Here is a 14,241-nt window from a genome sequence, read left to right on the forward strand (position 1 = left end):
ATGTCGCTTCCCGATTTCTCTGTCAGAAACGGGAAGCTATTTCTTTATTTAATTGACAAAGATTGACCATGGGAAATATATTAAACTAAGTTGATCGTCATTCCTAAAGAGCAATAAGATCATTCGCCGGGCCTGTGGAGAGTGTGGACAGGCTCTTTTAAGAATATCCCAAAATCGCCTGTCCAAGAGCTGTGGTCAACTCGAAGCACAGCGCAGAGTTGTCCATAGCTCGGCACTATCCACAGGCCTTCACGCATTTGGAGTTTGGATTGCTAAAAAAATTAAAAACCTTACCGAGTGAAGTTTACGACGCCTCCTCGATAAGGTTTCCCCATAAAAACATCCTTCAGAAAGGACGATTCTATGTCTATTATTGTAACCTTTTTAGGGGGTATCTCGCAATATTTAATTGAAGCTAAACAATGGTTTGATGAATTAACTAACCGTTGTCCTCATTGTGAAGCAAAGACGCATCGTCATGGTCAATACCTTCGAACCGTCTGGAGTGAATTGTCCGCTTTTCAGATTCCTATCTTTCGCCGTTATTGTCCAGGTTGCGTTAGAACCTTTTCTTACATCCCTTCTTTTATTAAACCTTACGCTCGTTTTCTAAATTCGTATCGATTGCACCGGATTGGGTGCCACGTGCTTGAACATGTTTCCATTAATAAAGCGATTAGGTCCCTTTCACCAGCATCCGTTACTTCAATTAGTACTACCACCTTCAGGCGCTGGCTTAAACGTCTAAGAGGCATCGCGTCCGATGTGAATAAACATCTGATCAAGCGTCTTTTAGAGTTTCAGCCGAACCTTCCTCTGCCATCTGGACGCGTAACGGATCTTTTCTTTCTGCTTCAGACGGCCCTAAAATTTCACTTAAGGTTTTGTGAAATCTCTGGGGTATCTGCAGATTCTCTGGGTGTTTTTGACTTGCTCAATTTAGAACTACCGATAGCTCTCCGAATCTAACGTCTCCTCTTCAGTGGGGGGCGTTTTATTCTTTTTCTGCGAAATTGGGTCTCTGGTTAGTTTTTTGGATGACATTTCCCTCCTTACCTATGAAACGGTCGTTTTTGAGCCCCTTTCTCCCACAAAATATGCTATCTCCCCAGTTTGAACGCTCTGTGAGACAATCCTTTTGTAGATTTTTATGAGAGGATGTTTCGAAATGGAGGATTCCCAACGCGAGACCATTGCGACCTTTCGTTTTGGCCTCATTGCTCCGGTAGTTACCCGGAAACTTGACAAGGGTGCTCGTCAAACAATTTTAAACCAAATAGCAAGCCAGACTTATATCTCTCCAGAGGGTACGTGTGAACAGGTGAGTATTCGCACTCTAGAACGTTATATTGCTGCTTATTTGAAGCATGGTCTTGAGGGGCTTAGACCAAAACCACGCAACGATCGGGCCAATCCCCGAGCTATTTCTCCCGATCTTCTGGACAAAGCGGTTGCGTTAAAACTCGAAGCCCCTGCGCGCAGCGTTCAGCAAATTATCCGTATTCTTGAGCTGACTGGATGTACTCCAGAAGGCGTTCTTAAAGTAAGCACGTTAAGTGCTCATCTTTACCGGCACTCCAGAGTTAAGGAACTTGTGGCAGGAAAGAACTCGACTTTTCGACGGTATGAAATGGCTTACCCTAACCAGACCTGGCAAGCAGATACCCATCACACTCTGTACTTACCTCACCCAACCCTTTCGAATAAACGAAGGCTGGCTTATCTGATAGTTTTTCTCGATGACTTTTCCAGACTTATTACCCATGGCGAGTTTTTCTTTGAGGAAAACGTCTTAAGTCTTGAGCAAACGTTGAAAAAGGCTATTCTCAAACACGGAATTCCAGAAAAAATATATGTCGATAATGGCTCTATCTATGTTTCTCAGCATCTTCAGGGCATCTGTGCTCGCCTTAACACTCATCTCGTCCACGCCAAGCCTTACCGGCCTCAAGGGAAAGGAAAGGTAGAACGTATGTTCCATTACGTTGACAGAAGCTTTAAGCCGGAGGCTTATCTTCTGATTGATCAAGGGAAACTGACGACCCTAGAGCAACTCAATGAGTATTTTTGGGCTTGGTTAGAGAAGGCTTACCAAATGCGTATTCATGGGACGACGAAGGAAAAGCCCCGCGTCCGGTTTAATGACCATGCCAAGGATCTACGGTTCATTGATCCTTCGCTCATTGACCACTATTTTCTCTGGGAAGAACACCGAACTGCCGACACGACCGGGTGTATTAGTCTTCAGGGGAATTTGTATGAGCTCGACCTTTCGTTAGCCAAAAAGAGAGTGACGCTCCGTTTTGATCCTAAGGATCTTAGTCGTCTTGAAGTCTGGTTTGAGCAAACCCAATATCCCGATGCACTTCCCTTAAAAATGACTCGTCATAGACACAAAGCCATACCGGTTTTGGAGGAGGTTCCCTCTGAACCAACGGGTTTGAACTTCTTGGAAGCAAGCAAATCTGCCTTAGCTAGTGAACAAGCAATAACCTTACAAAACACGTTAACATTCGCTAAACTACGGAAGGAGAATAACCATGATTAAGACGTTTTTTGGATTTACCCATGTCCCCTTTACGAAAGAAATTCCGACGGAGTTTATCTTTCCCTCTAAGGCTCACCAGGAACTCATTGCAAGACTTCAATTTGCGATTGAAAACCGATTATTTTCTCTAGTGACCGGAGACATTGGTTCGGGTAAATCGACCGCGATTCGTACCTTGGCAAGCTCTTTGGACCCAAGTCGTTACCGCTTTGTTTATTTGTCTGAATCCCGTATGAGCCCTCGGATCTTTTACCAGGAAGTTCTCTACCAACTCGATACGGAACCTGGCTTTCTTCAAGCCACTGCGAAACGTCGCTTTGTGGAAACCATTCGAGACTTCTACGAAAAACACCATATTCTCCCTGTAATCGTGATTGATGAAGGGCAAGAGCTTTCGACCACCATGATTAATGAATTGCGCTTTGTGATTAATTTTGATGTGGATTCTGCTTCACCTTTGGCCCTCATCCTTACAGGCCAACCGGAGCTGAAAGATCGCATGAAACTTCGAGCCTTGAGAGCAATCGATCAGCGCATTAATGTCCGCTTTCATTTGGGTGGACTCTCGGAGGAAGAAACCAAAGACTATATCTTTCATAGCCTCCGTAAAGCAGGCGGTACGCATATGTTTTTCTCGGAAGATGCGATCAAGGCAATTTACGTGCACTCCAACGGAATTCCGCGCATTATTAACTCGATCTGTACCAACTGCTTAGTGGTTGCCATGACAAGTGAACAGCATACCGTCGATGCTACGAACGTTGCACGGGTCGTTTCTGAACGACAATAATCTCTTGAAACATTTCAGTTCTCTGCCAAAGAGGGCTGTTTTTCTATCGTTCTACTGTCACTGTCAGTTGGAAGAGTGCACTTCTGAGTGTCATGTAATCCTGGAAATACTAACTTCCAACTGACAGTGAATTCTGGTATTCCACTGACAAATAGCTCTGGAAACGACACTACGCTTCTCGGTTATGGTATCGCCTTTATAGGGACGATCTTGCGTATAAGTCCATTCTATAGGAACGGTATAGCCATAGGTATCCAAATTCTGTTCATAGTTTTCAAACTGGCGTATCTCATCATATACTGCCTCCAATTGTTTGCAGACCATGGCCAGCGATATCCGGACTCCCACCAAAAACTTCAGGTGCTCACGGTACAAACAGTTGATATTGGCTTCGCTATAGAATCCGCGGTCCATGACGAGCTTGATTTTCCCTAGACCAAGGACATCCAGGTCGGCAAGCAGGTTTTTTACGGTTTTGACATCGGGTATGTTTCCAGCAAGTTTACGGTAGTAAAACGGCAAACCCGATTCTTCTCCGAAAACAAGCAAAAGGTTTAGTTGAGCAAGGCGATCATCTTCTTTGTTTTTCCCGTACTGGATCTGCTTCAGCATTTCAGAGTAGCTGGAAATACTGGTGCTGTCATAAGCCCAATACTCCTTTTCTATCCGTCGATTGCCTTGGAGACGAAAAAACTGTGCAACGGCTTCATCCGTTATCGATGCGAACAGCTCGCTGCTCCGTGGGGACGAAATATCTTTACCATAGGGGTGATGATGTGTAAGTCCCCATTTTTCAAATCGGTACAGCGGGTTATTGTTTTCGAGGATTAAATAATAGGCTATGGAAAGGATCTGTTTGTAATCATGAGGAAAACATAGTTCTAAATCCCGTGAAATACCCATGGAATCGCCAATAGAGTCCAAGAGGTAAGTCGCACCGTAAAAACGGTGTGATGTTTCGGTATGTGGTATAGGTCCATGTTTTGGTCCTTGACTTTTATCCGAAGACTGCAGTTTTGATTTATCTTTACGGCAACGCCCGTCTGTTGGGACAATGTTTCCGGTTATCTCATCCAAACGCCCAATAAGAGTACGTTGGGAACGTGACTGTTTCTTTTTTTTATCCCACCAAGCGTTGGATTCGTATGCATATGTAATCCCTGATCGCTTATCTTTTTGGTATACAATGAGCACGAGAACACCTCCTTGTTATGTGTATATAATAACACATAACAAGGAAAATGTCCAGTATAAAGTGTCGAAAATCCAGTGTTTTAGGGTGTTTCAGGCTATTTGCGTACGRAATATTGTTAGGCGTTCCGAGAATCCAGGTTGATAGTGGTCTCAATTCTAAGTACGCTACACTTATCATACATCTTCAGACTGTTTTTCTTCATCTTGTGCTTAATTCGTAGACCTTGCGGCCTACGGTTCTTATCGGAGACTATTTCTCCTGAAAATGCATGATGCATTTTGCGTCCAAGAAAGATCATAACATCGTCACAAGAAAATGAGATTAAGGCATGTTCAACCAAATCATGATAGATTCGCGCTAAGGCGTCTCGGCTCTCGAACATGACATCTGTCGCATACTCACACTGTTCCACACACCAATAATATCCCACGGAAAAGATAGCTTCGATCCGTTTCAGAAACGGATGAATACGATGGGCCAATGCATCAAACGTTCGTGACAGTTTGCGCTCTATAAACCCATTAAACAATTCCTGAGCCCGTTCCAGGTTGTCGATTTGAAGAAAACAATTGTCATAGCGTTGATACCCAATCCCCTCTTGGTCCAGCAGCTTAGCTAAATGCTCTCGGCCATTGATGTATATTTGTATTTCAAAAGGAAACCAGGTTTGAAGTTTGATGTGCATGAACCCAAATTCCTTGTCAATGTAGTAAAAATAAAGATAGAGACATTTGCGTTTCTTATTTCGTAGCTCGATCTTGTGGGTTTCGTGATTCTTGTAGGACTCCAATGCTGTACAAAGCTCGACGGTAGCAATGACACAAACAAGGCCTTCCTGCACAGGGTTTCTCTTCAAAACTTCTTGTGCGGTTCCTTCTTTGGAAGTCTTAGGGGAATTCAGGTAGATATAAGGGCGTCCAAGAGACTCAGCCATCATACGTGCATGCTCTTTGATTTGTGAGGTAATCGATTGAGCATAAGCACTATAGTCTTTAAGCAATACATTTTCCGTACTTAGAAAATGTGATTGCCCTGATTGACTAAAGAACTGGCGAAGATGTCCTTTAAATATGATTCGATCAAAACCGTGCAGAATTCCCTTGATTTGATCGTGATAATTATTTATACTCTTCATATAGCCGTTACCTCGCATTCAGTGTTTTACCACTGCCCATTATATCATCCGATATCTTGGGACTGGCAATTTAGTTGCCGATTTATTGAGGAACGGCTATTTTATTTTTATTGTCTGCAGCTTTGCTGCGGTATGTTATGAGTAAGGAGTTGAACATATTGGAGCAGGCACGCTATCAGGAAATAGCCGTTGATATAGCGCATGCTATCATGATGGGGGAATACCATGAAGGAGTAAAGATTCACGGTCGTTCTACTTTAGCAGGGCGATATAATGTCTCACCGGAGACCGTTCGCCGGGCTATCGCAATATTGCAAAATGTCGGTGTGGTAATGGTCAGTCAAGGCGTAGGGATTACTGTAACATCGAAAGCTATGGCGGAGAAATTTTTTAAATCCGTAAATCAAAAAGGAGAAATACAAGTTTTTTTAGAAGAGTTAAAAAGTCTAATGGAGATAAGGCGCGAAAATGATATGAAGATTGAGAGGCATCTTAACCAACTGCAGGGATATGCAGACCGCATAATGTCCCGTTGGCTKGATGTCGGGGAAATCGAGATCGGAAAGACCTCATCTGCTATTGGAAAGACTTTGCGGGAATTAAGGGTTCGGGAGTGTACGGGAACCACTATTGTCGCGGTGATTCGAGATGGTTTTGAACAGTTTTCTCCGGAAGCTGGGTTTGTCCTTCGCGCAGAAGATGTATTACTGGCAGCAGGATCCCCGGAGGGACAAGATAAGTTGCAACAATTAATTCTGTGATTTGGAGTAGGCAAAATGTATCCTGGTATTGACATTATTGAAATAGAACGAGTGGTTATGGCGTTTAAACGGCAACCCAAGTTATATGCACGTCTTTTTACGACTCGAGAACGAGAAAACTTAATTAACAAAGGCTTCCAGAGTTATGCAGCCCGTTTCGCCGGAAAAGAGGCGGTCCTTAAAACCTTGGGGACAGGTCTCCGCGGCTTGGCGTGGCATGATATTGAAATCTTAAGTGATCCAAGTGGAGAACCCTTGGTCTATCTCAGTTCTAGAGCCATGGATTTGGTTTTGGCTCGCGGCGGGTCCCAAGTGCGTGTCAGTTTATCTCATAATCGAACGCTGGCGATGGCGTTTGCAATTTTAAGCTGAATAGGATGAATGAGGTGAATTGCACGTTCACCAAAGCTTCAGAGCGGCTCGCTTGTTTACGAAGCTAACGCACATAACCTCTGGGCAATCTGCAAGTGCGGCCAATGTGCGTCTTAACGCTTCTCCAACTGCGCTCGACACGCTCCTCCCGCTTGATGGTTCGCTTTGCAATTCATCTCATTCATTGGCTGAGTTACGACGGGGCTTGGATTCGACGGGGAATGAAAGAAAACGGATATAAGTTATAAGAAAAGATAGGGTATTTAAAATAAAGAGAGAGAACGGAGGTAGTGAGGAAAGTGCGTGTGGTCAATGCGGAACAGATGCGGCAGATCGAGGAAAAAGCCTTTAATCATTATGGCATTCCAAGTATAGTCCTGATGGAAAATGCGGCCTGGGCAGTTGTCGAAGAGATACGGCGTTGTCTCTCCAAGGAGGAAGCAGGTTTAAGCGGTCGAAAAGCAGTGATCTTAGTTGGTAAGGGTAACAATGGCGGAGATGGCTTGGCTGTGGCTCGACATTTAGTGTTTCAAGGCATGGATGTCACGGCCTTTTTATTTGCGGAACTGAAGGAATTAAAAGGAGATGCAGCTATCAATTTACGCCTTTATCAAGGAACCACGGGGAAATGTTTTGTGATCGAAGGAGAGAAACAACACCGTTTGGCTCGTTTAGCATTGGCTCAAGCGGACGTCGTTGTGGATGCACTATATGGGATTGGGATGCGTGGTGCCTTGCCAAGTCTGGTGGAAGAATATGTGGATGAAGTGAACTGCACTCCGGGATGGGTGGTTTCTATTGACATTCCCAGCGGGGTGGAGGCCAATACGGGCAAGGTCTATCGTACTGCGGTTCACGCCCAGACTACGGTCACCTTTGGACTCCCCAAATGGGGTCTTTTTCTTGGTGAAGGACCAGACTATAGTGGAAGGGTCGTTGTGGATCCTATTTCTATTCCTGCATCCTACCTCGAAGATGAAGGAATTTCCACTTTTGTCTTAACCGATGACGATGTGCGCAAAATGATCCCCATCCGCAAACTAAAAGGACATAAAGGAACCCATGGCAAGGGAATTCTGGTGGCAGGGTCTAAAGGAATGAGCGGGGCAGCTGTTTTAGCTGGACGGGGGGCTTTGCGTAGCGGGATTGGACTACTGCAAATAGTTGCTCCCAAGGGAATAGCAAAGGAAATGGATATTGCAATCACGGAGGCGACCATTTGGTCTGCTCCGGGGGAAGAGTGCCTGAACGGAGAAGCTTGGTCTGTGATTTTAAGACAATCTGAGAACGCCCAAGCTCTTGCAGTAGGCCCGGGTTTAGCCCAAAATCCCGAGTTTATTTCGGTATTAGGGGAAATCTTGAGAAACATAAGCTGCCCGGTAGTCCTGGACGCAGATGCCCTCAATTTGGTTGCCAAAGAACCGGGTTTACTGGGTTTAAGAAATGGCCAAGGCCCGCTGATTCTTACCCCTCATCCAGGTGAAATGGCGCGACTTTGCGAGTGTAGTGTCGAAGACGTTGAGAGCAATCGATTAGATCTTGCAGTGGCGAAAGCGGTTGAATGGGAAGCGGTAGTTGTTTTAAAAGGGTCTGTGACCATTATTGCTTCTCCCGACGGTCGCGCTTTTTTCAACTCTACGGGTAATCCGGGACTTGGCACAGGGGGGACGGGAGACGTGCTCACAGGCAGCATCCTGGCATGGTTGGCCGAAGGGGTTGCCCCGCTTGAGGCGGCGTGCCTGGGCGTCTATTTGCATGGGAAGGCAGCGGATATTTTAGCAGGTGAGTACGGGTGGTCAGGATTCAGTGCATCGGAAGTGGCGGATAAGCTCCCTACAGTTCGGCGTGAGTTGGAAGTTCGGCCAAATTTAGGGAAAGAGGGGATGAACTTATGGGGTTACGACAGGTTTGGGCTGAGGTAAATCTCCAAACGCTGAGAGAAAATTACTATAAGCTTCAAGCGTATACGCGAACTGAAATGATGCCAATTGTCAAGGCTGATGCCTACGGACATGGAATAATACCAGTTGTAAAAACGCTGCTTGCGTGCGGAGCTAAGCGTTATGGTGTTGCTTTACTGGAAGAGGCACTGGAAATTAAAGCAGCGTTTCCGGAGCTTACGGTCATGGTCCTTGGGGCAACCGAGCCGGATCAGTCGGATATTTTAGTTAGGGAGGAGATTATCCCTTCTATTTTCCAATTGACGCAGGCTCAAGCGCTCTCTGGGGCGGCCGTGAAACAAAACCGAACAGCGAGATTTCATCTGAAAATCGATACAGGAATGAACCGGATCGGATTTCGAGAGGGAGATTTCCCTGAGATCATGAGAATTGCCGCTTTACCTAACCTATTTATTGAAGGAATTTATACTCACCTTGCTACATCAGATCAAAGAGATCTCTCGTTTGCCAGGGAGCAGCTAAACCGCTTTCAATCCTTTTATGATAAGCTGAAGAAGGCTGGGCTAACTATTCCCATTCGTCATGTGGCAAACAGCGCGGCGATCCTTCAGATCCCGGAATTCCATTTCGAGTTGGTTCGTCCGGGAATTAGTCTTTATGGCTTTACTCCTTCTTCTCAAATTGGCGGAGCTGTCGGTTTGGAACCGGTAATGGCTTGGAAAGCTAAAGTTACTCAAGTCAAAAGTATAAAAACAGGAGAAAGCGTAAGTTACGGCCGTACGTTTCAAGCAGCATACCCAACACGTGTGGCTACTATCCCTGTCGGGTATGCGGATKGGCTGCGCMGAGCGCTTTCCAATCAAGGAGAAATGCTAATCCATGGGAAACGTTCTACAATGATTGGGCGAATTTGTATGGATATGACCATGCTTGAAGTTACCCAGATACCGGGAGTACAAGTAGGCGATGTCGTAACAATTCTGGGAAAAGATGGATATGATCAAATTACTGCGACAGAGATGGCGGAGTGGATCGGAACCATCAGCTATGAAGTGGTCTGTGGAATATCCAAACGAGTTCCCCGAGTATATCTTGGGCCCAAGGAGAAGTGAAAAATACATAATACTTTAGGGTATTTTGTCACCATTATTCATGGGATATGTTAAAATAACAGTGTGTTAAAAAAAGATTTATTTAAAATTTTAGTAGCTGTTGTAGTCGGTTGCCTAACCAGTTCGCTCACCTCATCGCGAGAATAGTCCTACCGACGAACACATATCAGGAGCATAGGTGTTCCAGTTACTAATCTGCGTGCGGATGGTACATCGCACTCCTACTGTAGCTGCAAAATTATCAGAGCACATTTGGACGGCAGTAGAATGAGTGACTCGCTGAAGATTGATGTAATTTGGGAGGAATTATGATGAAACTATTAGCAAATGTAATGGAACAAGTAACAAAGAGAAATCCAAACGAAACTGAATTTCACCAGGCAGTAAGAGAGGTACTGGAATCACTGGAGCCGGTTGCCGAGAAACATCCTGAATGGCTAAAAGCAAATATCTTCAGTAGATTTGTAGAGCCGGAAAGGCAAATTATTTTCAGGGTTGCATGGGTTGATGACAATGGGGAGGTCCAGGTAAATCGTGGTTTCAGAATACAGTTTAGTAGTGCCATTGGTCCTTACAAGGGCGGGATAAGACTCCATCCGTCCGTCAATGCAAGTATCATCAAGTTCCTTGGTTTTGAACAAATCTTAAAGAATTCGCTGACAGGTCTTCCCATAGGTGGAGGCAAGGGCGGAAGTGATTTCGATCCTAAAGGTAAATCAGATGGAGAAGTAATGAGATTCTGCCAGAGCTTCATGGTCGAGTTGTCTAAACATATTGGAGCAGACACGGATGTACCGGCCGGAGATATCGGTGTAGGTGGTCGTGAAATCGGTTATCTTTATGGAATGTACAAAAGACTCCGGAATGAATTTACCGGAGTTCTCACAGGAAAAGGATTAGAGTACGGTGGAAGTTTAGCCAGAACAGAAGCAACAGGTTATGGCCTTTGCTACTTTATGGATGAAGCTCTGAAGGCTAAGGGTAAGTCATTTAATGGAGCAATCGTTACCGTTTCCGGCTCGGGGAATGTTGCTATTTATGCCGCACAAAAGGTTCGCCAATTAGGCGGTAAAGTAGTTGCCATGAGTGACTCAAATGGCTATATCTATGACCCTGCAGGAATAAACGTGGAAACCATTCAAATATTAAAAGAAGTTGAAAGACAAAGAATCAGTAAATATGTTGAGTTTCATCCAGGTGCGACTTACCAAGAAGGATGCGCCGGTATCTGGAATGTTAAGTGTGATATTGCTTTACCGTGTGCTACCCAGAACGAATTGGATGAAGAAGCAGCGAAGACTTTAATAGCAAATGGATGCTACGCTGTAGGTGAGGGTGCAAATATGCCTACTACTGCTGAAGCGGCTAATCTATTTATTGAGAATAAAGTAGTATTTGGTCCGGCTAAGGCTGCAAACGCTGGTGGCGTGGCAACTTCCGCACTTGAGATGAGCCAGAATAGCATGAGATATTCATGGTCTTTTGAAGAAGTTGATGCAAAACTCAAGGACATAATGGTTAATATTTATAATAATGCAAGTGAAGCTGCAAAAGAATATGGAGTGGAAGATAATCTAGTAGTTGGGGCAAACATCGCAGGTTTCATCAAGGTTGCTAATGCTATGTATGCACAGGGAATTGCATACTAAGATTTAACATAAAATCCCCGGTTACATCATAAGTTGTGGCAAGGGGGTGAGGCCGTGTTTGATCTAACCACTTGGCTGAATTACGCATTTTTTATTCTTTGTCTGGTACTCGGTTGGAGTGCTGCCGGAGCCCTTGATTTTGATGGAATTTTGCGACGATCGACATCCCGTGGGGTAAGTCTTCTGCTCCGTGTTGGTGTGGCCCTGGTATTGACGGAAGGATTTAGAGTTTTCTTAAGCTTTGTGCTTGGCCCTATGCTTGATATGTTTGTTCATCAAAGTATCAACGGTTTCAAGGCCTATTAATGTTAAAATACTGACAACGCTGTATGGGTTCCTTTCAAATTATTATAGAATTACAAACGTCAAAAGGAAAAGCCTTCATATAAACTCGGGTGAAGGCTTTTCCTTTTGATATTATAATGGTTAAGAAATGCCATAAGGTTACATTAATTGAAGGAATATGGTGATTTGCGCAGAAGTATGTCAAACAAGATGAGTTTTGAGTGCAGATAGATTTGAGATATTTCGTGTTGAGGTTTGCAGGAAACTGTTTTTGGTTGATAATACAATTAAGAATGCTATAATTTATGAGATTACGATTTAAGGAGATACGATGAAGCGAACGTGGCGTTTTTGGGTTGCCTTATGGGCAGGTAAGATAATAACGAAGGGGCTGTTAGTGACCGGAAAAAAGGGGACAACCTTGCCCGGGAAAATCGCCAATTGGATTGATCCCGGGATAATGAGGCGCCTGAGTGTGGCTTATACGGACGGGATTATTATGATCACTGGGACCAATGGAAAAACAACAACAGCTAATCTCCTCGCCAGCATATTATGTCAATCCGGGGAAAAATTTGCCAATAACCAGGCTGGGGCAAACCTCTTGACCGGTATTACGGGGGCTTTAATCCAAAATACGCGCTGGAACGGTTTTTCACGGGCGAGTCTTGCTTTACTGGAAGTGGATGAAGCGACAGTACCTAAATTTTGCAAACTGGTGTCGCCCACTTTGGCTATTGTTACCAATTTTTTTCGTGATCAGCTTGATCGTTACGGGGAGTTAGATGCAACCGTTCGTATGGTCAGAGAGTCTCTACCTAATGAAACGGTCCTCGTGTTAAATGCGGATGACCCTTTGGTTGTCCAGTTTGGCGTGGATCATGCGCAGGTGATTTACTATGGCGTGGAACGTACCCCGGATAGCCGAAGTGAGAGCCAGGAAACCCGGGAAGCGAGGTTCTGCCCGTTATGTGGCACTGCCCTTGATTATTCACTTTTTCATTACGGGCAATTGGGAATTTTCAATTGCTTAGGGTGCGGATTCCACCGTCCTGTGCCTGAAATATTAGCTCAAAATGTTCGTCCGGAGGAGGGTTTGCTACTGTTTCAGGTGGATGTGACTTTATTTACATTATCTCTGCAAGGGTACTATAATCTGTACAATGCGTTGGCAGCACTTACTGCAGCTCGTCAACTGGGATTAAACGACAGTTTGATTGAAAGAGGGTTGAGGGAGTTTATTCCCCAGGCCGGACGGATGGAACGGTTTTTTTTGCCGGAAGGGGAGATCACCTTAACTCTCGTTAAAAACCCCACAGGGTTTGATCAGGTTATTCAGACGATGCTGGGAGTAAATAAACCCCTCCGGATATTAATTGGCATCAATGATTTAGCCGCAGATGGACGGGATATTTCCTGGCTTTGGGATGTTAATTTTGAACGATTAGGGACGCATGATGCTAGTATAAACCAAGTAATATGTACCGGACTTCGTGCGGAGGACATGGCCCTGAGGCTTAAATATGCCGGAGTATCCGTCGAGAAACTTGTCATTGAACATACTTTGGCTGAGGCGCTTGATCGTTTGCAAGCAAGCCGGGCGGCGAAAGAGGCGGCCTTTATATTACCCACCTATACTTTGCTATTTCCACTTCGTGAGTTCCTGGAATGTAGGCAAAAAAAAAGCAGGATTGTCTTATCCCAAGGCTAAAGTTGACGGACAGGGGGCGTACAAAGTGAAGCTGAATATTTGCCATCTTTATCCGGACTTGCTTGATCTTTATGGAGATCGAGGGAATATTTTAGTGTTGGCGGCCCGCTGCCGTTGGCGAGGGATTGAACCAATAATTCAGAAAGCCTCTCTGGGTGATGACTTGGACTTTATGGGGATGGATATTCTCTTTCTTGGCGGAGGGTCTGACCGTGAACAAGCCCTGCTGGTTCAGGATTTGATGCGTCGGGAAAAGGAACTTCGAAGTGCCATAGAAAATGGCCTTGTCGTTCTTGCCATTTGTGGCGGGTATCAAATGTTGGGCAGATACTATCAAATGGCTAGTGGAGAAAAAATTCAGGGGTTGGGCATCATAGATATCTGGACCATCGCCGGAGCGAAGCGTTTAATAGGTAATGTTGTTGTGGAGATTGATGAAAGGACATTGGTTGGGTTCGAGAATCACTTAGGTAAAACATATTTGGGTGAAGGGGTTATGCCTTTAGGTAAAGTTCTATTTGGGCATGGGAATAACGGGGATGACCGGGAGGAGGGGGTACGATACCGTAATGTCTTCGGCACGTATTTGCACGGACCACTTCTCCCGAAAAATCCACACTTCGCTGATTTGTTGTTGGAACTGGCCATTCTCAGGCGTGGAGCGGATACTCGCCTAAAGGAACTTGACGACCGCTTGGAAGAGTTAGCCCATGAGGTCATGGTTAAAAGGCTATTGAAGCAAGTACGAAATTAAGTAAATAGTTGATTTTGTGTAAAAACAG

The 14,241-nt window shown here is 44.8% G+C and carries 12 protein-coding genes and 1 pseudogene; 11 read left to right on the forward strand and 2 right to left on the reverse strand.

Features of this window, described 5'->3' with window-relative positions:
* The first annotated feature begins 363 nt into the window (after window positions 1-363).
* The 3 genes from AC6I5A_RS08880 to AC6I5A_RS08890 all read left to right on the forward strand — a co-directional run bounded on the left by AC6I5A_RS08880 (window position 364) and on the right by AC6I5A_RS08890 (window position 3,338).
* A complete protein-coding gene (locus AC6I5A_RS08880) occupies window positions 364-969 on the forward strand; it encodes a DUF6431 domain-containing protein (RefSeq protein ID WP_497900620.1) in 606 nt (201 codons plus the stop codon).
* A gap of 199 nt (window positions 970-1,168) precedes the next feature.
* Window positions 1,169-2,548, forward strand: a complete 1,380-nt coding sequence (locus AC6I5A_RS08885) for a DDE-type integrase/transposase/recombinase (RefSeq protein WP_034614627.1) — start codon at window positions 1,169-1,171, stop codon at window positions 2,546-2,548.
* On the forward strand, window positions 2,541-3,338 hold the full coding sequence (locus tag AC6I5A_RS08890) for an ExeA family protein (protein WP_034614630.1): 798 nt from the start codon (window positions 2,541-2,543) through the stop codon (window positions 3,336-3,338). The genes AC6I5A_RS08885 and AC6I5A_RS08890 overlap by 8 nt, the downstream gene beginning before the upstream one ends.
* A 165-nt stretch (window positions 3,339-3,503) precedes the next feature.
* Here the strand turns inward: AC6I5A_RS08890 and AC6I5A_RS08895 are convergent.
* Both AC6I5A_RS08895 and AC6I5A_RS08900 read right to left on the reverse strand, forming a co-directional pair.
* Window positions 3,504-4,532 (reverse strand): annotated as a pseudogene (locus tag AC6I5A_RS08895) (IS1634 family transposase); the annotation flags it as partial.
* 116 nt (window positions 4,533-4,648) lie between these two features.
* A complete protein-coding gene (locus AC6I5A_RS08900) occupies window positions 4,649-5,668 on the reverse strand; it encodes a hypothetical protein (protein ID WP_052167986.1) in 1,020 nt (339 codons plus the stop codon).
* A gap of 158 nt (window positions 5,669-5,826) precedes the next feature.
* Here AC6I5A_RS08900 and AC6I5A_RS08905 point away from each other — a divergent pair, with 158 nt between their 5' ends.
* The 8 genes from AC6I5A_RS08905 (at window position 5,827) to AC6I5A_RS08940 (ending at window position 14,213) form a co-directional block, all read left to right on the forward strand.
* On the forward strand, window positions 5,827-6,429 hold the full coding sequence (locus AC6I5A_RS08905) for a cation:proton antiporter regulatory subunit (protein WP_497900621.1): 603 nt from the start codon (window positions 5,827-5,829) through the stop codon (window positions 6,427-6,429).
* 15 nt (window positions 6,430-6,444) lie between these two features.
* The gene (gene acpS, locus AC6I5A_RS08910; RefSeq protein ID WP_034614633.1) at window positions 6,445-6,801 is read left to right on the forward strand and encodes a holo-ACP synthase; all 357 of its coding nucleotides are present in this window, start codon (window positions 6,445-6,447) and stop codon (window positions 6,799-6,801) included.
* A gap of 299 nt (window positions 6,802-7,100) precedes the next feature.
* Window positions 7,101-8,723 (forward strand): bifunctional ADP-dependent NAD(P)H-hydrate dehydratase/NAD(P)H-hydrate epimerase, encoded by a 1,623-nt coding sequence (locus tag AC6I5A_RS08915; protein ID WP_052167987.1) that lies wholly within the window; start codon window positions 7,101-7,103, stop codon window positions 8,721-8,723.
* Window positions 8,693-9,814: an alanine racemase gene (gene alr / locus AC6I5A_RS08920; RefSeq protein WP_034614635.1), complete on the forward strand. Its 1,122-nt coding sequence runs from the start codon at window positions 8,693-8,695 to the stop codon at window positions 9,812-9,814. The genes AC6I5A_RS08915 and alr overlap by 31 nt, the downstream gene beginning before the upstream one ends.
* Window positions 9,815-10,125: 311 nt before the next feature.
* Entirely contained in the window at window positions 10,126-11,463 is a 1,338-nt protein-coding gene (gdhA, locus tag AC6I5A_RS08925) for an NADP-specific glutamate dehydrogenase (RefSeq protein ID WP_034614638.1), read from the forward strand.
* A gap of 54 nt (window positions 11,464-11,517) precedes the next feature.
* Complete coding sequence (locus AC6I5A_RS08930) at window positions 11,518-11,769, forward strand: hypothetical protein (RefSeq protein WP_497900622.1); 252 nt, start codon at window positions 11,518-11,520, stop codon at window positions 11,767-11,769.
* Window positions 11,770-12,079: 310 nt separating this feature from the next.
* Window positions 12,080-13,459, forward strand: a complete 1,380-nt coding sequence (locus AC6I5A_RS08935) for a Mur ligase family protein (protein WP_034614642.1) — start codon at window positions 12,080-12,082, stop codon at window positions 13,457-13,459.
* Window positions 13,460-13,484: 25 nt separating this feature from the next.
* Window positions 13,485-14,213 (forward strand): type 1 glutamine amidotransferase, encoded by a 729-nt coding sequence (locus AC6I5A_RS08940; RefSeq protein ID WP_034614643.1) that lies wholly within the window; start codon window positions 13,485-13,487, stop codon window positions 14,211-14,213.
* Window positions 14,214-14,241: the final 28 nt, after the last annotated feature.

It is taken from the genome of Desulfosporosinus sp. Tol-M2, assembly GCF_059735615.1.